The sequence below is a fragment of the Arthrobacter sp. TMS2-4 genome (assembly GCF_054511075.1).
The window spans coordinates 155484-173343 of the sequence record NZ_JBTNDI010000002.1 but is presented as its reverse complement, the minus strand read 5'-3'; the positions used below and the strand labels follow the sequence as shown (position 1 = coordinate 173343).

Below are 17860 nucleotides of genomic sequence, written 5' to 3'. Positions count from 1 at the left end.
TCCTAGCCCTTGATGTACGGGATGCCGCTGGCTCCCCGCGCCCTCGAGCGGCCCACGAGGCCGGCGACGGCGAAGACCGTCACCACATAGGGCAGCATGCGCAGGAACTGGTCGGGCACCGGGGTGCCGAGCAGGCTGAGCACGTTGGACAGGTTCGTCGCGAACCCGAACAGCAGCGCCGCGAAGAACGCTCCGATCGGATTCCAGCGGCCGAAGATCATGGCCGCCAGGGCGATGTAGCCCGCGCCCGCCGTCATGTCGCGCCCGAAGCCCGAGACGGCGACGAGCGTGAAGAACGACCCGCCGATCCCCGCGACGACGCCAGCCAGCAGCACGTTCCTGAACCGCATCCGGTTCACGTTGACGCCCAGGGTGTCGGCGGCCTTCGGGTGTTCCCCGACGGCCCGGGTCCGCAGGCCCCACCGGGTGCGGAAGAGCGCCACGTAGATGACGGCGACGGCCACGTACATCAGGTAGCCGACGATGGTCTGCTCGAAGAGGATCGGCCCGATCACCGGGATGTCCGAGAGCAGGGGGATCTGGATGATGGGCAGGCGCGGTGGGGAGTTCCACCGCTGCGGGTCCTCGGTCAGCACGGCGGAGAACAGGAAGCCGGTGAGCCCGGAGACCAGCACGTTCAGCACGACGCCGACGATCACCTGGTTGACGACGTACCGGATGCTGAAGACGGCGAGGACGAGCGACACGAGGACGCCGGCGACGGCCGCGGCGACGAGGCCGACGAACGCGTTGCCGGACAGCGACGCCGCGACCGCTGCCGCGAAGGCGCCGAACAGCAGCTGCCCCTCGATCGCGATGTTGACGACGCCGGAACGCTCGCACAGGATGCCCGAGAGCGAACCGAAGATCAGCGGGACCGCGAGGGTCACGGACCCGGCGAGGAGGCCGTAGAGGGCCACGTTCGGTGTGCGGGCGCTGCCCACCACCCAGGTCAGGAAGGCGATGAGGAACAGGAGGGCGAACATGGCCGGCACCCAGGTGGGGATCCTCCGACCGGAGCGCGTCCGCAGGAACGCGACGACGGCCAGGGCGACCATCCCGAGGGCGGCGATCCAGCCGATGACGGGCGCCGACACCACGATCGGGGGCAGGACGATCGCGTCGCCGTCCTGCGAGAGACGGAACGTGACGTCGTTGCCCGGGGCGCCGACGGCGAAGACCAGGAGGGAGAAGAGCGCGACGACGCCGAGGATGATCGGGGTCTTCCAGCTCCGCACTCCGGTGTCACCGGTGCCGCTGGCGCCGCGGGCGGGCGCTTCGGTGGTTGCTGTGCTCATGCTGCTGCTCCGGTCGAGGCTGGCGTGGGGGTCGTGGAGCCGCCCTTGCCGGCGCGGGGCGCGCCGGGTGCGGGGAGGCGGAACAGCGCGCGGACGAGCGGAGGCGCTGCGATGAAGAGGACGATGAGCGACTGCACCACGAGGACGATGTCGATGCTGGTCCCGGTCGACGCCTGCATGGTCACGCCTCCGGCACGGAACGCACCGAACAGGATGCCCGCCGCGAAGGTGCCCCACGGCGTGGAACGCCCGAGCAGGGCGACGGTGATCGCGTCGAAGCCGAAGCTCGCCGCGACGCCCGAGGTCAGCACCTTCTCGGTGCCGGACACCTGCGCCACGCCTGCAAGTCCCGCGAGGGCGCCGGCGATGGCCATCGCCAGGATGTAGCCCTTGCTCACGTTGATGCCCGCGGTTCGGGCGGCGCTCGCGTTGGCACCGATGGCGCGCAGCTCGAAGCCGACCGTCGAGCGGTTGAGCAGCCAGGCCACGAACACGGTCGCCAGCACGGCGACGACGAAGCCCCAGTGCAGACGGAACCCGGAGCCGAGCAGCGGCGGGTAGAGCGCCGTCGTGTCGAGCTGGGGGCTGATCGGGTTCGTGGATCCCGGCCGCTGGAACGCCGGGGTGCTCAGCAGGTAGAGGACCAGGTTCACGGCGATGTAGTTGAACATGATGGTCAGGATGACCTCGTGGGCGCCGGTGCGCGCTTTGAGGACGCCGACGATCCCCGCCCAGATCGCGCCGCCGATCATGCCGGCGAGGACCACCAGGAGGAGGTGGATGCCGACCGGGAGGTCGAGGGTGAAGCCGACCCAGCCTGCGAACGTGGCACCGATGAGGATCTGGCCCTGGGCGCCGATGTTGAACAGGCCGGCGCGGAACGCGAGCGCCACGCCGAGGCCCGCGCAGATGAGCGGCGTGGCCACCGTCAGCGTCTGCGTCAGGGGGTAGATCATCCGGGCGAAGGTCTCACCCTGGAAGTTGAAGACCGAGCCCTGGAAGAGCGCGATGTACGCGCTCGACGCCGCCGTCCAGGCCGCCGCCAGAGTGTCCTGGGGCCGGCTGAAGAAGTACGACGACGCCCGGGCCACGTTCTCGTCGGTGACGGCGATGAGCAGGCCGCCGAGGATCAGGGAGAGGATCACGGACAGGAAGGCGACGAGCGCGTTCCCGGTCATCACGCGCTGCAGGAGCGTCGACTCCGGCGCGGGTCCGCCGCCGAGACCGGCCGCGGTCGGGGGCACGGCGGGAGGGGGCACTTCCCCTCCGGCCGTCTCGACCTCGCTCTCGTGGCGCGCCTCGTCCTGGCGCGCGGCCTTCTTCGCTTCCCGGCGGCTGCGCGGAGCGCCGCCACCGGTTGCCGGGGTGCCCGGCCTGTCGTCCTGCGGGCTCACAGGTCTCCTCCTCGAACGTCGTGTACCTGGGCCAGTGCTTCGTCGCCGGGCATGCCGGCCATCATCAGGCCGAGGACATCGCGTGACGCCGTTCCGGGCACGATGCCCATGAGGCGTCCGCGATACAGCACGGCGATGCGGTCGGCGAGTTCCAGGACCTCGTCGAGCTCGGTCGAGACGATGATGACGGGGGTGCCGCCGTCGCGCTCCGCGAGGATGCGCCGGTGCAGGAACTCGATGGATCCCACGTCGACCCCCCGGGTGGGCTGCGAGGCGATGAACAGTTCGAGCGGCCGTGAGAACTCGCGGGCCATGACGACCTTCTGCTGGTTCCCGCCGGACAGCGTTCCGGCTGCGGCGGTCGCGGACTGCGTGCGGATGTCGTACTCCGCGATCTTCTCCTCGGCGTTCTTCTCGATGAGGGCGGGTGACATGGACAGACCCCGGGCGAAGGGGGCGCCGTCGTACCGGTTGAGGACGAGGTTCTCGGCGACCGAGAACGAGCCGACGAGGCCGTCCACGCTGCGGTCCTCGGGGACGAATCCCACGCCGGCGCGGATGACGTCCTTGACGCTGCGCCCCAGGAGCTCCTCGCCGCCGAGCGTGATCGAGCCCGTGACGTGGTCCTGGAGGCCCATGATGGCCTCGGTGAGTTCGGTCTGCCCGTTGCCCTGGACACCGGCGATGGCGAGGATCTCGCCCTGCGCCACCTCGAAGCTGAGCCCGTCGACGACGCGCTGCCCGTTGGCGGCCTTGACCGTGAGGTCGCGGACCCGGAAGGTCACGTCGCCGGGGGTCGCGGGCTGCTTGTCGAGCGTGAGGCTCACGGATCGCCCCACCATGAGGGACGCCAGCTCGGTGGTCGACGCCCCGGGGTCGGCGGTGCCGACGACCTTGCCCCGGCGGATGACGGTGATGACGTCGGAGACGGCCTTGACCTCGCGGAGCTTGTGCGAGATGAAGACGATGGACTTCCCGTCGGCCTTGAGCTGCCCCATGATGCCGAGCAGTTCGTCGGTCTCCTTGGGCGTCAGCACCGCGGTGGGCTCGTCCAGGATCAGCACCTCGGCGTCGCGCACGAGGGCCTTGATGATCTCGACGCGCTGCTGCACGCCGACCGGCAGGTCCTCGACCACGGCATCGGGATCGACGTCGAACCCGTACTGGTCGGAGATCTGCCGGATGCGCGTGCGCGTCTTCTGCAGGTCGAGCACGCCTGCAGCCTTCGTGGCCTCGTTGCCGAGGGCCACGTTCTCCGCCACGGTGAAGACGGGGACGAGCATGAAGTGCTGGTGCACCATGCCGATCCCGGCGGCCATGGCGTCCCCGGGACCATGGAAGGTCACGGGCCTGTCATCGACGAGGATCTGGCCCTCGGTGGGGTCGTACAGTCCGTACAGCACGTTCATGAGCGTCGACTTGCCGGCCCCGTTCTCACCGAGCAGGCTGTGCACCTGTCCGGGTTCGACGACGAGATCGATGGAGTCGTTGGCGACGAGCGATCCGAATCGCTTCGTGATGCCGATCAGTTCGAGTTTCACAACTCATCCAACCTGTTCTGTTCTTCGGGTCGTGTCCTGACTCGTCGCTGGACGAGCGGAAGCCACGGAAAGGATACCGGGCGGGGCATCGGCGCACCGACCTGGCCTCGAACGCAAACCGCCTTCCTCCCGGAGTGACCCCGCGGGAGGAAGGCGGTCATGGTGCGCTGCCGTGCTACTTCGGGCTGGCGGCCGACTCGACCGTGATGTCGCCCGCGATGATCTGTTCCTTCAGCTCGTCGAGCGTCGCCTGCAGATCCTCGGGGACGTTGGCCTCCTGGTCGTGGAACGGCGCCAGTGCGACGCCGCCGTTCTCCAGGGTGCCCACGTACGGGGCGTTGTCGAACTCGCCCTCGACGTCGGTGCTGATGACGTCCTCGACGGCGTCGCCCATGAGCTTCATGACCGAGGTGAGGATGAACTCCTCGCCCTTGCCCGCGGTCTCATAGCCGTCGGAGTCGACCCAGATGGCCTTGACGTCCTGGCCGCCCGCGTTGGCCTCGATGACGGCGTCGAGCGTACCGGAGCCCACCGGGCCGGCGACGGGCATGATGATGTCCGCCCCCTCGTTGATGAAGTTCTGGGTGTTGGTCTTGCCGGCCGCCTGGTCCGAGAAGTTGCCGATGAACGTGCCGTTCTGGCTCTCCTTGTCCCAGCCGAGGAGCTGGACGTCGCCGCCGGTCTCCTCGTTGAAGTACGCCACGCCGTCGGCGAAGCCGTCCATGAAGATGGTCACGGTCGGGATGTTGATGCCGCCGAACGTGGCCACCTTGCCGGTCTCGCTCGTCGCGGCCGCCGCATACCCAGCCAGGAACGCCGCCTGCGCCGTGTCGTAGATGATCGGCTTGACGTTCGGCAGGTCGATCGAGTTGTCGTCGACGATCGCGAAGTTCGCCTCGGTGTTCGCCTCGGCGGCGGCCTTCGTGGTGTCGGCGAGCAGGAAGCCCACGGTCACGGTGAGGTCGCAGCCGGCCTGGACCATCTGGTCGACGTTGGGGCCGAAGTCGGTCGGCGCCTGCGACTCGGCCTGGTTGATGCTGATGCCGAGGTCCGCCTCGGCCTTCTTCAGGCCCTCGTAGCTGGACTGGTTGAACGAGCGGTCGTCGAACCCGCCTTCGTCGGAGACGATGCAGCCGAGGTAGTCGGAATTCGCCTCGGCGCTCGAACCGCCGCCCGACGATTCCTCGGCGGGGGGCGCTCCGCAACCGGAGAGGACGAGGGCGGATACGCCGAGAACGGCCGCGGACAGGCCGGTGCCGCGCGTGATTTTGCGCAGTGAGTTCTTCAAAATGCCTCCAGGAGAGAAATGCGCCACGGGAAGGAATACCAGCGAGTGTCCATCCCGGTCACGATTGATCCGAGGCTCTGTTGTCACTGGAAGACCGTGGCGCCGCGACACCGTCGGTGCAGCACGTATGCGCCCATCCTAAGGGCCAAGTGACGGGGAACACGACACAGGCCCACCGCAGGTCCCGATCGTTCGGATTTCGTTATGCACAGGGACCTGCGCACCTGCGAATGTCATGCCTGCCCTGTTTCCTGCGCGTCGGCGTCTACGCTTCGGCGTCGAACACGGTCCGCAGGGCCGCCGCGGTCATGACGCGGATCCCGTAGCCGATGGCCCGCTCGTCCGGCCGGTAGTCGCCCCGATGCAGGTCGTAGATCTCCCCGCCGGGGGTGCGTGTGCCCAGCCGCATCATGGCGCCGGGCACCTCCTGGGTCATCCAGGCGAAGTCCTCGCCCCCCATGGACTGCGGCGTCAGCACGACGGCGCTCGGGCCGAGCTCGGCGCGGGCCGCGGCCTCGAGCAGGCCGGTCTCCGCCTCCTGGTTGACCACGGGAGGCACGCCGCGGGTGTGCTCGAGCTTCACGGTCACACCGAACGGAGCCGCCACCTCGCGGACGGCACTGTCGAGCAGCTCGCCCGCGGACTTCCAGGCGTCGGCGTCGAGGCAGCGCAGCGTGCCCGACATGTAGCCGTGCGCCGGGATCGCGTTGGGGGCGGACCCGGCGTGGATCTGTCCCCACACCAGGGAGACGGCGCTGCGCACGTCGATGCGCCGGGAGAGCACGGCCGGCACGTTGACGGCGATGGACGCCAGCGCGAACACGAGGTCCTCGGTGAGGTGGGGGCGCGAGGTGTGGCCGCCCCGCCCGCTGAGCTCCACGCGGATGGTGTCCGACGCCGACGTGATGGCGCCGATGCGCGTCCCCACCAGGCCGACGTCGATCCGTGGATCGCAGTGCAGCGCGAGGATCCGGGGCAGGCCGGTGAGGACCCCCTGGGCGATCACGTCGAGCGCACCGCCCGGCATCATCTCCTCGGCGGGCTGGAAGATGATCCGCACCGTGCCGGGCAGGGGCTGATCGCGGTCGAGGTCGGCGAGGACGAGGGCGACGCCGAGCATCACCGTCGTGTGGATGTCGTGGCCGCAGGCATGCGTGACGCCCCTGGACGCCGACGCGTACGGCAGGCCCGTCTCCTCGATGATCGGCAGGGCGTCGATGTCCGCCCGGAGTCCGAGGCGGAGCGGCCCGCGACCGATGTCGACGACGACGCCGGTACCCGTCAGCCGTTGCGGAACGAGGCCCGCCTGCCGGAGCCGCGCGACGAGCAGGTCCGTGGTGCGGTGTTCCTTGAAGGAGAGCTCGGGGTGGCGGTGGATGTCACGCCGGATGCCGGTCAGCTCGTCGAGCAGGACATCGAGGGATGCGCCTGCCCGTGAGGCAGGAGTGCTCTGGGTGCTGAACGTTTCCACCTCCTCAGCCTACCCACCGGTGCGGGGCGAGCGGCATCCGATTGCCGGAGCGCCGTTACCGGCCGGTCGCTTGCACTCTCAGAGCACGTCCGTGTCACCGCTGGCGCGCAGTCTCTCGACCGCGGTCTTGACCTCCTGGGCGTGTTCCTTGGTGGTGACGAGCAGCGCGTCGGGGGTGTCCACGATGACAACGTCGTCGATCCCGATGAGCGCGATCACCCGCTTGGTGTCCGAGACGACGATGCCCGAGGCGTTCTCGGAGAAGACGCGCGCGCCCTCCCCCATCACCGTGAGCTCACTGTTCTCCTCGGCCGGGTTCAGCCGGCCGATGGCCGCGAAGTCGCCGACGTCGTCCCAGCTGAACTCGCCGGGGATCATGGCGACGTCACCCGCGGCGGCGGCGGGCTCCGCGACGGCGTAGTCGATGGCGATCTTGGGCAGCGTCGGCCAGACGCGGCGCGCCACCTCGACGCGCCGGGGGGTGTCCCAGGCCTCGGCGATCTCGGTCAGGCCGGCATAGAGCTCCGGCTCGTTGGCCGAGAGGTGCTTGAGCATGAGGTCGACCGGCGCGACGAACATGCCGGCGTTCCAGGAGTAGTTGCCGCTCTCGATGTAGCCGTGGGCAACGTCCTGCGAGGGCTTCTCCACGAATTCGATGACGGCGTGCGCGCTCGGCGCCCCGTCCACGGCCAGGGACTCGCCGGCGCGGATGTACCCGAAGCCGGTCGAGGCATGGGTCGGCTTGATGCCGATGGTGACGATGTAGCCGCGGGCCGCCGTGTGGATGGCCTCCCGGACGGCGGCCTGGAAGATGTCAGCGGGCGCGATCACCTGGTCGGCCGCGAACGACCCCATGATGATCCGCGGGTCCCGCCGGTGCAGGATCGCGGCGGCCAGCCCGATCGCGGCCCCGGAATCCTTGGGCTCCGACTCGAGGACGAGGTTCAGGTCCTCGATCTCGGGCAGCTGCGCGAGCACCGCGCGCCGATGGACGACACCGGTGACGACCATGATCCGCCCGTCGCAGAGCGGACGGAGGCGGTCGTACGTGGCACGGATCAGGGTACTGCCGGAACCGGTGAGGTCGTGCAGGAACTTGGGAGCGGCCGCGCGCGAGAGCGGCCACAGGCGCGTGCCGGTGCCTCCCGCGGGGATCACGCCGTGGAAGCGCGCGAGCGGATCGTCCGCGGGCTCGGTGTCAGGGATGTGGGCAGCCGCCCTCTCGGTACTCATCCATTCCACGGTAGCCGACGCCTGCAGGACCGGGCTTCCACCCGTCGGGGCGGGGTCGGCGCCCGCGTCGGCGCCGGGGGCAGTGGCGGTGGCAGTGGCGGTGTTAACAACGTCACAGGTGAGGGAGCCCTACATTGAACCGGAAATGTCACCGGCCTAGATTATTCCTATCTGAAGAGTGCTGTCGCACCGGCGTAATCCCTGCGTATATCGCGCTAACGCCCTCGCGATGCAGGGAGGTCAATTCAATGCCGAAGACACTGTCACCAACGGGCACCCTCTACCGTGGCCGGGAAGGCCAATGGTCCTGGGTGGCCCACCGCATCACCGGGGTCGTGATTTTCTTCTTCCTCCTCGTCCACGTCCTGGACACCTCGCTCGTGCGGGTCTCCCCCGAGGCGTACGACGCCGTCATCGCCTCCTACAAGAACCCGATCATGGGTCTGGGAGAGCTCGGCCTCGTCGCCGCGATCGTCTTCCACGCCTTCAACGGCATCCGCGTGATCCTCGTGGACTTCTGGAAGAAGGGCCCCAAGTACCACCGCCAGATGCTCTGGAGCGTCGTCGGCCTCTGGGCGGTCGTCATGATCGCGTTCTCGATCCGCCATCTCTCGCACGTCTTCGGAGGTTAGTACCCCATGGCTACGCCAACCATTGAAAGCCCCCGCTCCGGCCGGGTGTCCCCGGGCTACTCCCGCACCCCCGGCTCGCGCGGCAACTTCGAGATGATCGCCTGGCTCTTCATGCGCATCTCGGGGGCCATCCTGGTGGTCCTGATCTTCGTGCACCTCTACGTGAACCTCGTCGCGGGTGACGGCATCAGCGGCATCGACTTCGGCTTCGTCGCCGGCAAGTGGGCGAGTCCCATCTGGCAGATCTGGGATTTGACGATGCTGTGGCTGGCCATGCTCCACGGCACCAACGGCATCCGGGTGATCATCAACGACTACGCGGAGAAGAACAGCACGCGCATGTGGCTGAAGGGTGTCCTGTACACGTCCACCGTGGTCATCGTGGTCCTCGGCACGCTCGTGATCTTCACCTTCGATCCCTGCCCCGTGATCAACGGCGTACCCCACGTCGCGGACTACTGCCCCGCCCCGTAACACCAGCCGCAGGCCGGCACGTCCCGCATGACGGGCCCCCGGGCGCACTCATGCACCACAACGGTTTCAACAGAAAGAGCGACCAGCATGCAGGTCCACAAGTACGACGTCGTCATCGTCGGTGCGGGCGGCGCAGGAATGCGCGCGGCCATCGAATCCGGCCAGCGTGTCCGCACCGCCGTCCTGACCAAGCTGTACCCCACCCGCTCGCACACCGGGGCCGCGCAGGGCGGCATGTGCGCCGCACTCGCCAATGTCGAGGAGGACAACTGGGAGTGGCACACGTTCGACACCGTCAAGGGCGGCGACTACCTCGTCGACCAGGACGCCGCCGAGGTCATGGCGAAGGAAGCCATCGAGGCGGTCCTCGACCTCGAGAAGATGGGTCTGCCCTTCAACCGCACGCCCGAGGGCCGTATCGACCAGCGGCGCTTCGGCGGCCACACGCGTGACCATGGCAAGGCGCCGGTCCGACGGTCCTGCTACGCGGCGGACCGCACCGGACACATGATCCTCCAGACGCTCTACCAGAACTGCGTCAAGCACAACGTCGAGTTCTACAACGAGTACTACGTCCTGGACCTCCTCATGGTCGACCAGGAGGTCACGGAGGACGGCGTGACGCGCATCGAGAAGCGCGTCGCCGGCGTCGTCTCCTACGATCTCGCGTCGGGAGAGCTGCACATCTTCCAGGCGAAGTCGATCGTCTTCGCCTCCGGCGGTGTCGGCAAGGTCTACAAGACCACCTCGAACGCCCACACCCTGACCGGCGACGGCATGGGCATCGCGTTCCGCCGCGGCATCCCCCTCGAGGACATGGAGTTCTTCCAGTTCCACCCGACCGGCCTCGCAGGGCTGGGCATCCTCCTCTCGGAGGCCGCACGCGGCGAAGGCGCCATCCTCCGCAACTCGGAGGGCGAGCGCTTCATGGAACGCTATGCGCCGACCATCAAGGACCTCGCGCCTCGTGACATCGTGGCGCGGTCGATGGCGAACGAGGTCCGTGAGGGCCGCGGCGCCGGGCCGAACAAGGACTACGTCCTCCTCGACCTGACGCACCTGGAGCCCGCGCACATCGACGCGAAGCTGCCCGACATCACGGAGTTCGCGCGCACCTACCTCGGCGTGGAGCCCTACACGGAGCCGGTGCCCGTCTTCCCGACGGCCCACTACGCCATGGGCGGCATCCCGACCAACGTCAAGGCCGAGGTCCTCGCGGACAACGACACCGTGGTCCCCGGCCTGTACGCCGCGGGCGAGGTCGCCTGCGTCTCCGTCCACGGCTCGAACCGCCTCGGCACCAACTCGCTGCTGGACATCAACGTGTTCGGCAAGCGGGCCGGGCTCGCTGCCGCCGAGTACGCGCTGACCGCCGACTTCGTCGACATCCCGGAGAACCCCACGGTCGAGACCGAGGAGCTCCTGAACCGGGCGCGCAGCTCGGAGGGCGGGGAGCGCGTCGCGCTGATCCGCAAGGAACTGCAGGACATCATGGACGCCAATGTCCAGGTGTTCCGTACCGAGGAGACCCTCCTCGAGGCCCTCCGCGTGATCGATACGCTGGAGGAGCGCTACACGCGCATCACCGTTCAGGACAAGGGCAAGCGATTCAACCTGGACCTGCTGGAGGCCGTGGAGCTCGGCTTCCTCCTCGACATGGCAAAGGTCATGACCGCCGCGGCCCTGCACCGCAGGGAGTCCCGCGGGGGCCACTTCCGCGAAGACTTCCCCGAGCGGGACGACGAGAACTTCATGACCCATTCCATGGCCTACAAGGATCCCAGTGCCGTTCGGACCAGTGGGGTCCGCCTCGAGACCAAACCGGTGATCTTCACCCGATACCAGCCCATGGAGCGTAAGTACTGATGAGCACCGAAACGATGGAGAAGGAGCCGGCCTCCAAGGTCGAGCTCGCGCCCGGTGTCGGCGGCGGAGGAGAGATCCCCACGTTCGACGTCACCCTGAAGGTTCGCCGCTACAATCCCGAGGTGTCCGACGAGGCGCACTGGGACGAATGGCAGCTCACCATGTACGGCACCGACCGGGTGCTGGACGCCCTGCACAAGGTCAAGTGGGAGCACGACGGCTCCGTGTCCTTCCGCCGTTCCTGCGCCCATGGCGTGTGCGGCTCGGACGCCATGCGCATCAACGGCCGCAACCGGCTCGCCTGCAAGACGCTGCTGAAGGACCTGGACACGTCCAAGCCCATCCTCGTGGAGCCCATCAAGGGCCTCCCCGTGGAGAAGGACCTGATCGTGGACATGGAACCCTTCTTCCAGTCCTACCGGGAGATCATGCCGTTCCTGGTCAGCAAGGGCCACGAGCCGAGCAAGGAGCGACTGCAGTCCGCCGAGGAACGCGAGCGCTACGACGACACCACCAAGTGCATCCTGTGCGCCGCGTGCACGTCGTCGTGCCCCGTGTTCTGGACGGACGGCCAGTACTTCGGCCCGGCCGCGATCGTCAACGCGCACCGGTTCATCTTCGACTCGCGGGACGACGCCGGGGACATGCGCCTGGAGATCCTCAACGACAAGGAGGGAGTCTGGCGCTGCCGGACCACCTTCAACTGTTCCGAGGCATGCCCCCGCGGCATCCAGGTCACGAAAGCCATCTCCGAGGTCAAGCAGGCGATCCTGACCCGCAAGATCTGATCCCCGGCCGGAGATCCTCCGGCACAGCAGCATCCGGGAAGGGCGGTCCGTTGCCACGGACCGCCCTTCCGCACGTCCGGGCCGGCCCTGGCCCCCGGGAGCACGCCGTCGTCCCTACGCCTAGGTGCGGTGCCCGCGCCTGCTGCGCTGTCGTAGCGATCCGGCCTTGGCATGGTGCAGGCGTGCGGACTCGGCGGCCGCGTCCGCCGCCCCTACGGCGCACCAGGCCGTCGCGACCAGGTACACCTGGCTGAGCAGGTAGAACCAGACGAACAGGGCGACGACGACGGCGACCGACAGCAGCACGACACTGTTGCCGAAGAGCCCGACGATCTGCGTCGAGAAGAACCGGAGCACCGACGTGCCCATGCCTGCGATGAGCGCCCCCTGCAGGAGGATCCGCTTCGGCATCGTGATGGCCGAGGACGAGCGGAGCAGGATGACGACGACGAAGGTGTCCAGGAGGATCATGATCGCGAAGCCCCCGGCCTGGGTCAGCCCATGTGTCGCCTCGCCCAGCTCGAAGAAGGAGAGCAGCGCCCCGAGGGTGTTCGTGGCGATCACGCCGAGCGCGGTCGTCACGAGCATCACCACGCCGAGCACGGCGAGGGTCACGAGGTCCTTGGCCCGGAGCACGACCGGGTGCGTGAGGGCGGGGGGCAGGCCGAAGATGCCCCGCATGGCCTGGCGCATCCCCCCGATCCAGCCCAGCGCGGTCACCACCATCACACCCGCGGAGATGACGATGGTCCAGCCGAGACCACTCGTCGCCTCGAACAGGGCATCGGGCGTGACGAGGCCCGAGGACCCCTCCCCCTTGTCGATGAGGCCCGGCACAGCCCGGTCGAGCAGGTCCACGGCGGTGTCCTGCAGGGTCTCGTTCCCGGCGATGACGATACCCAGGGCGGCGAACGCGACCACCAGCAGCGCCGCGATCGCGAAGAAGAGGCGGTACGCGAGACCAGCGGCCATGAGCGGGCCGCGCCTGCGGAGATACAGCTGGAAGACCCGCACCACGCGGACCGTGTTCATGCGGGACAGGGCGAGATCCACCCGCGCGGCGAGGAGTTCCACGCCGCCGACGCCGGAGCGTGTCAGCCGGCCCAGGTGGATGGCCGCCTCGGCGACCCTGCGGTGCAGTCCCGGCAGATCGGCCGGGGACGGCAGCTCACCCTGATGCGGCCTGGGAGGTGTCAGCGCCTTGACCAAAGTGCAGCTCCTCCCTCAGCTTCCAGAGCCCCGATGGCACGTGCTCATACAGTCCCATGGATCGGACGTCGAACGAGGCCTCGAACGTCCCCAGCTCCTCGAGGGCGGCGTCCATGCCGGCGTCCGAGACGTCGTGCGCCACGGTGACGTGCGGATGGAAGGGGAAGTCGAGCTCGCGCTCGAGCGGCCCGACCTGCAGCCTCGCGTGGAGATCGACGCAGTGGTCGAAGCCCTCCACGAGGCTGAGGAACACCACCGGGGAGACCGGCCGGAAGGATCCCGTGCCGCGGAGCCGCACCGTGAACGGAGCCTGCTCGCGGGCCACTGCCCGCACGTGGTCGATGGTCCGGTCCCAGTCCGTGGCCGGCGTCGTCGTGATGAGGGTGATGTGCGGCGGAACGACCGCCGCCATCGGGTCACCGAAGGAGGCCCTCCACAGCTCGAGGGTGCCGGCGAGCGGCTCCGGGATCGGCAGGGTGACCCCCACGGAGCTACCGGTCAGGCAGGAGGCGGACGTGGCGTCCGCAGCTCCGCGGGGACGGATGGTCGAGGCGCACATCGGTCAGAGGGATCCCGCGGCGGGGAGGAACCCGACGCGCTCGTAGACCGCCGCGAGAGTCGGAGCGGCCAGGCGGCGCGCCTTCGCGGCGCCCTGGGCGAGGAACCGATCGAGTTCGGCGGGGTCGGCCAGGAGTTCTTCGGCCCGGTGGCGGACCGGGGTGAGTGCCTCCACCACCACCTCCGCGAGGTCCACCTTCAGATGGCCGTACATGCGCCCCTCGTACTCGGCTTCGAGCTGTGCGACGGTCCGCCCGGACAGCCCGGCGTAGATCGCAAGGAGGTTGGAGATTCCGGGCTTGTCGGTCGGGTCGAAGCGGATCTCCGTCCCGGCGTCGGTGACGGCGGACCGGATGCGCTTGGCGGTCACCTTCGGGTCGTCGAGGAGGTTGATCAGGCCGGCCGGGGACGAGGCGGATTTGGACATCTTCGCCGTCGGGTTCTGCAGGTCGTAGATCTTCGCCGACGCCTTCTGGATGAAGGGTTCGGGCACCACGAAGGTCTCGCCGAAACGGGTGTTGAACCGCTGCGCGAGGTCGCGGCTGAGCTCCACGTGCTGGCGCTGGTCCTCCCCCACCGGGACGCCGTCGGGCTGGTAGAGGAGGATGTCCGCGGCCTGGAGGATCGGGTAGGTGAACAGGCCCACGCTCGCGGTATCCGTCCCCTGCTTCGACGCCTTGTCCTTGAACTGGGTCATGCGCGAGGCCTCCCCGAACCCGGTGATGCAGTTGAGCACCCAGGCGAGCTGAGCGTGTTCCGGGACGTGCGACTGCACGAAGAGCGTGGCACGGTCCGGGTCCACGCCGCCGGCGATGTACTGCGCGGCCGTCACCCGGGTGCGGTGCGCCAGTTCCTGCGGGTCCTGCGGCACCGTGATGGCGTGCAGGTCGGGGATGAAGAAGACCGCGTCGAAGGTCTCCTGCAGGCGCACCCAGTGCACGAGGGCACCGAGGTAGTTGCCGAGGTGCAGCGACCCCGCCGAGGGCTGCATGCCCGAGAGGATGCGCTGCCGCCGTTCCGGGTGCGCAGCGGGCGTGGGGTGTGTCATGGAGGATGTCCTGGTTCTAGATCTGGTAGTCGACGACGAGCGGCGCGTGGTCGGAGAAACGCGTGTCCCAGCTCGGCGCCCGGTCGACGTCGGAGCTCACGGCGCTCCCGGCGAGGGCCGTCGTGGCCAGCTGGTAGTCGATCCGCCAGCCCGTGTCGTTGTCGAACGCCTTGCCGCGCCAGGACCACCACGTATAGGGGCCGTCGACCTCGCCTGCGAGGGCACGTGCCACGTCCACGAAGCCGCATTCGTCCGAGAAGAACCGGTCGAAGTACGCGCGCTCCTCGGGCAGGAAGCCCGCGTTCCTGACATTGCCCTTCCAGTTCCTGATGTCGAGCCGGGTATGGCCCACATTGAGGTCCCCCATAACAACGGCGTGCTCGGCGCCGTCGCGCAACCGGGGCAGTCGGGCGGTCATGGCGTCGAGGAAGCGGTACTTGTCATCCTGCTTCGGCGTGCCGACGTCGCCGGAGTGCACGTACGCGCTCACGACACTGAGGGTCCCGCCGTCCACGGCGAAATCGGCTTCCACCCAGCGGCCGGACGTGTCGAAGTAGGAGTCGCCGATCGTCGTGCGCGTCGCCGTCGGTGCCTGACGGGAAGCGATCGCCACCCCGGCGCGGCCCTTGGCCTCGGCCTCGGTGTGCACGATGTGCCAGTCCTCGCCCAGCAGGGTGTGGACGACGGCGTCGGGCGCACGGACCTCCTGCAGGCAGAGGATGCCGACGTCGCGTCCGTCGAGCCAGTCCTGCATCCCACGCTTGTACGCGGCACGGATCCCGTTGACGTTGACCGAGGCGATACGCAGGGGTTTCTGGAGGGGATTCGAAGCCGGACTCACTCGATCCACTGTACCCGGCGGGGTATCCGGATTCATGCTGCGGGCACCTCAGTCGACAATGGTGCCCTCGACGGGCCCTTCGGTCGACCCCTTCATCATGGACCGGGCGTTGTGCGAGGTGATCTCGATCGTCTCGAGGGCGCGTTCGACCATGCCCCCGTCGGTGCCGAGATACTCCCTGACCACGCCGACCTGCACCTGGACGATCTTGAAGCTGTGGTCGAGCTTGAGGTCGCGGGCCCTGTCCGCGGCGGGCTGGACCGTCCCCTGCCGCGACGCACCCTGGCCGCCGGGCCCGAAGACTCCCTGGGCCTCCAGCCGGGCCGTCGCCTTCCGCGCCGCTCCGCGGAGGCTGAAGACCACGTAGCTGAAGACGAGGAGCCATCCGAGGGAGACGATCACCACCAGCCAGCCCACGACGTCGTTCTGGTTGGCCGCGAAGACCACGGCGACGAGGAACACGACCAGCATGACGGCCATCCCGGCGGTTCCCATGCGCATGCTCGGACCCCGGCCCGCAGGTTTTCCATTGCTCCCTAGTGACTGCATCTGATCATTCTCCCGCATCGGCGACCGCACCCCCGGTGCTTCCACCGCGGGCGAACTGTCAGGAATCGATAAGTTTCCTTCCAGTTCTCCCATCCGTGACGGCAGTCACCCCGAAGTACACCCACGTGAGCCTCTCCGGCTCGCTTCACTCGTCTTATGGAGGAACACCCATGAACAAGAAGATGCGTCTCCTGGCAGTACCTGCCCTCGCACTCGGCACCGTCGCCATGGCAGGAGCCCCGGCCATGGCCGCCGATGCCAGCTACTCCTCGACCCTGGGCCAGCTCAACGGCACCACCGGTTCCGGCAGCATCACCGTCGATGTCACCGGCGACACCGCCATGGTCAACCTGCAGGTCTCGGGACTCGCCGAGACCTTCATGGACGGACCGTACCCGCACGTCCAGCACATCCACGGCGGCGCCCAGGGCACCTGCCCCACGACGGCCCAGGATGCCAACGGCGACGGGATCGTCAGCGTCACCGAGGGCGCAGGCCTCTACGGCGGCATCCTGACCACGCTCACCACCTCCGGCGCCACCACGCCCGCAGAGGGCCTGAACCTGGCGCTCGGCGGCCAGGGCGGCACCTACAACGTCCAGCGTGAGATCACCCTCGACGCCGACACCAAGGCCGCCCTCGAAGCCGGCACCGCCGTCGTCGTCGTGCACGGTCTCGATCCCGCGACCGCCGGTGTCTCCGAGGACGTCTTCGCTTCCCCGAGCGACCTCGACCCCGAGCTCCCCCTCGGCGCCACGTCGCCCGCCCTGTGCGGCACCCTGGTGAAGGGCCAGATGGGCGCCATGCCCAACGGTGGCGCTGACACCGGTGTCGCCCAGGAAACCGGCTCCAACGTCGGCGCCCTCGCCCTCGGTGGCGGCCTGGTCCTGGCAGCAGCAGCCGGCGGAACCTACATGGTGCGTCGCAACGCGGCCGACAACGCATAATCCCGATCATTCACTATGATCGATAGAGTGACCGGCCACCGCTGGGGCGTCACCGCCCCGGCGGTGGCCGCTCTTCTCCTCCTCACCGGGTGTGGACCCGCGGACACCTCCGCGGCCCCGCCGACGTCCGCCTCCCCGAGTACCTCGTCGGGCTCCGAGTCGGGCTCCGCGACACCGTCGACGACGCCCTCGCCCACATCCTCTGCACCCCCGCCCGCCCCGACGGCGACGCCTTCCCTCCCGGCGGTGCTCCCGGCGTCCGCGCCCGTCAGCCTGGAGATCGCGTCGGTCGGGGTCCGGACCGACCTGCTGCGGCTCGGCCTGCGCGAGAACCGGAGCCTCGAGGTCCCGCCCGACGGACCGGGAGCGCCAGCAAGCTGGTACGACGAGTCGCCCACGCCCGGCGACCGCGGCCCGGCCGTCCTGCTCGGCCACGTGAACGCCACCGACGGCGGCAAGGGCGTCTTCGCCGACCTGCGGTCCCTCGGCGCCGGCGACCGCATGAGCGTCACCCGGGAGGACGGCACGACGGCGGTCTTCGAGTTCCAGCGCGGCGAGGCCTACGAGAAGGACGAGTTCCCCACCCTCGAGGTGTACGGGAACACTCCCGGATCGGAGCTCCGCCTCATCACCTGCGACGGCTACAACGCGGAGACGGGCGAGTTCGACGACAACTACGTCGTCTACGCCACGCTCGTCCTCTAGCGCTGCCGCCCGGACGGC

The 17860-nt window shown here is 68.8% G+C and carries 17 protein-coding genes; 6 read left to right on the top strand and 11 right to left on the bottom strand.

Translation table 11 applies throughout. The annotated features are described in order from the left end of the window. Positions 1-2 precede the first annotated feature (2 nt). The 6 genes from ACX80F_RS04045 to ACX80F_RS04020 all read right to left on the bottom strand — a co-directional run bounded on the left by ACX80F_RS04045 (position 3) and on the right by ACX80F_RS04020 (position 8225). Entirely contained in the window at positions 3-1298 is a 1296-nt protein-coding gene (locus ACX80F_RS04045) for an ABC transporter permease (protein WP_459335108.1), read from the bottom strand. Beyond that, on the bottom strand, positions 1295-2692 hold the full coding sequence (locus tag ACX80F_RS04040) for an ABC transporter permease (protein WP_459335107.1): 1398 nt from the start codon (positions 2690-2692) through the stop codon (positions 1295-1297). The genes ACX80F_RS04045 and ACX80F_RS04040 overlap by 4 nt, the downstream gene beginning before the upstream one ends. Next, positions 2689-4233: an ABC transporter ATP-binding protein gene (locus tag ACX80F_RS04035; RefSeq protein ID WP_459335106.1), complete on the bottom strand. Its 1545-nt coding sequence runs from the start codon at positions 4231-4233 to the stop codon at positions 2689-2691. The genes ACX80F_RS04040 and ACX80F_RS04035 overlap by 4 nt, the downstream gene beginning before the upstream one ends. A gap of 175 nt (positions 4234-4408) precedes the next feature. Further along, on the bottom strand, positions 4409-5521 hold the full coding sequence (locus tag ACX80F_RS04030) for a BMP family lipoprotein (protein ID WP_459335105.1): 1113 nt from the start codon (positions 5519-5521) through the stop codon (positions 4409-4411). Between the two features lie 265 nt (positions 5522-5786). Next, positions 5787-6992, bottom strand: a complete 1206-nt coding sequence (locus ACX80F_RS04025) for an amidohydrolase (protein WP_459335104.1) — start codon at positions 6990-6992, stop codon at positions 5787-5789. 78 nt (positions 6993-7070) lie between these two features. After that, positions 7071-8225 (bottom strand): mannose-1-phosphate guanylyltransferase, encoded by a 1155-nt coding sequence (locus ACX80F_RS04020; RefSeq protein ID WP_459335103.1) that lies wholly within the window; start codon positions 8223-8225, stop codon positions 7071-7073. Between the two features lie 248 nt (positions 8226-8473). Here ACX80F_RS04020 and sdhC point away from each other — a divergent pair, with 248 nt between their 5' ends. The 4 genes from sdhC to ACX80F_RS04000 all read left to right on the top strand — a co-directional run bounded on the left by sdhC (position 8474) and on the right by ACX80F_RS04000 (position 11985). Then, positions 8474-8857, top strand: coding sequence for a succinate dehydrogenase, cytochrome b556 subunit (gene sdhC / locus ACX80F_RS04015; protein ID WP_052274151.1), 384 nt, complete (start codon positions 8474-8476; stop codon positions 8855-8857). Positions 8858-8863: 6 nt separating this feature from the next. Continuing rightward, positions 8864-9331 (top strand): succinate dehydrogenase hydrophobic membrane anchor subunit, encoded by a 468-nt coding sequence (locus tag ACX80F_RS04010; protein ID WP_459335102.1) that lies wholly within the window; start codon positions 8864-8866, stop codon positions 9329-9331. Positions 9332-9418: 87 nt separating this feature from the next. After that, the gene (gene sdhA / locus ACX80F_RS04005; RefSeq protein ID WP_459335101.1) at positions 9419-11197 is read left to right on the top strand and encodes a succinate dehydrogenase flavoprotein subunit; all 1779 of its coding nucleotides are present in this window, start codon (positions 9419-9421) and stop codon (positions 11195-11197) included. After that, a complete protein-coding gene (locus ACX80F_RS04000; RefSeq protein ID WP_459335100.1) occupies positions 11197-11985 on the top strand; it encodes a succinate dehydrogenase iron-sulfur subunit in 789 nt (262 codons plus the stop codon). The genes sdhA and ACX80F_RS04000 overlap by 1 nt, the downstream gene beginning before the upstream one ends. Positions 11986-12105: 120 nt before the next feature. Here ACX80F_RS04000 and ACX80F_RS03995 read toward each other — a convergent pair whose 3' ends face one another. The 5 genes from ACX80F_RS03995 to ACX80F_RS03975 all read right to left on the bottom strand — a co-directional run bounded on the left by ACX80F_RS03995 (position 12106) and on the right by ACX80F_RS03975 (position 16190). After that, a complete protein-coding gene (locus ACX80F_RS03995; protein WP_459335099.1) occupies positions 12106-13194 on the bottom strand; it encodes a YihY/virulence factor BrkB family protein in 1089 nt (362 codons plus the stop codon). Then, positions 13154-13681, bottom strand: a complete 528-nt coding sequence (locus ACX80F_RS03990) for a 2'-5' RNA ligase family protein (RefSeq protein WP_459335098.1) — start codon at positions 13679-13681, stop codon at positions 13154-13156. The genes ACX80F_RS03995 and ACX80F_RS03990 overlap by 41 nt, the downstream gene beginning before the upstream one ends. 75 nt (positions 13682-13756) lie before the next feature. Further along, positions 13757-14800: a tryptophan--tRNA ligase gene (trpS, locus tag ACX80F_RS03985; RefSeq protein ID WP_459335097.1), complete on the bottom strand. Its 1044-nt coding sequence runs from the start codon at positions 14798-14800 to the stop codon at positions 13757-13759. Between the two features lie 16 nt (positions 14801-14816). Continuing rightward, positions 14817-15677: an exodeoxyribonuclease III gene (locus tag ACX80F_RS03980; RefSeq protein ID WP_459335096.1), complete on the bottom strand. Its 861-nt coding sequence runs from the start codon at positions 15675-15677 to the stop codon at positions 14817-14819. A gap of 12 nt (positions 15678-15689) precedes the next feature. Next, on the bottom strand, positions 15690-16190 hold the full coding sequence (locus tag ACX80F_RS03975; protein ID WP_459335095.1) for a hypothetical protein: 501 nt from the start codon (positions 16188-16190) through the stop codon (positions 15690-15692). A gap of 170 nt (positions 16191-16360) precedes the next feature. Between ACX80F_RS03975 and ACX80F_RS03970 the strand changes: the two genes are divergently transcribed. Together ACX80F_RS03970 and ACX80F_RS03965 are read left to right on the top strand one after the other, a co-directional pair. After that, positions 16361-17137 carry a hypothetical protein gene (locus ACX80F_RS03970; RefSeq protein ID WP_459335094.1) on the top strand — a complete coding sequence of 259 codons (777 nt, stop codon included), beginning with the start codon at positions 16361-16363 and terminating at the stop codon, positions 17135-17137. A 27-nt stretch (positions 17138-17164) separates the two neighbouring features. Next, entirely contained in the window at positions 17165-17842 is a 678-nt protein-coding gene (locus ACX80F_RS03965) for a sortase domain-containing protein (RefSeq protein ID WP_459335093.1), read from the top strand. Positions 17843-17860 lie beyond the last annotated feature (18 nt).

Coding starts and splice junctions, on each gene's coding strand:
- ACX80F_RS03970 (WP_459335094.1), top strand. CDS start 16,361: ATGAACAAGAAGATGCGTCTCCTGGCAGTACCTGCCCTCGCACTCGGC.
- ACX80F_RS04010 (WP_459335102.1), top strand. CDS start 8,864: ATGGCTACGCCAACCATTGAAAGCCCCCGCTCCGGCCGGGTGTCCCCG.
- ACX80F_RS03975 (WP_459335095.1), bottom strand. CDS start 16,190: ATGCAGTCACTAGGGAGCAATGGAAAACCTGCGGGCCGGGGTCCGAGC.
- ACX80F_RS04020 (WP_459335103.1), bottom strand. CDS start 8,225: ATGAGTACCGAGAGGGCGGCTGCCCACATCCCTGACACCGAGCCCGCG.
- ACX80F_RS04000 (WP_459335100.1), top strand. CDS start 11,197: ATGAGCACCGAAACGATGGAGAAGGAGCCGGCCTCCAAGGTCGAGCTC.
- trpS (WP_459335097.1), bottom strand. CDS start 14,800: ATGACACACCCCACGCCCGCTGCGCACCCGGAACGGCGGCAGCGCATC.
- ACX80F_RS04045 (WP_459335108.1), bottom strand. CDS start 1,298: ATGAGCACAGCAACCACCGAAGCGCCCGCCCGCGGCGCCAGCGGCACC.
- sdhA (WP_459335101.1), top strand. CDS start 9,419: ATGCAGGTCCACAAGTACGACGTCGTCATCGTCGGTGCGGGCGGCGCA.
- sdhC (WP_052274151.1), top strand. CDS start 8,474: ATGCCGAAGACACTGTCACCAACGGGCACCCTCTACCGTGGCCGGGAA.
- ACX80F_RS03980 (WP_459335096.1), bottom strand. CDS start 15,677: ATGAATCCGGATACCCCGCCGGGTACAGTGGATCGAGTGAGTCCGGCT.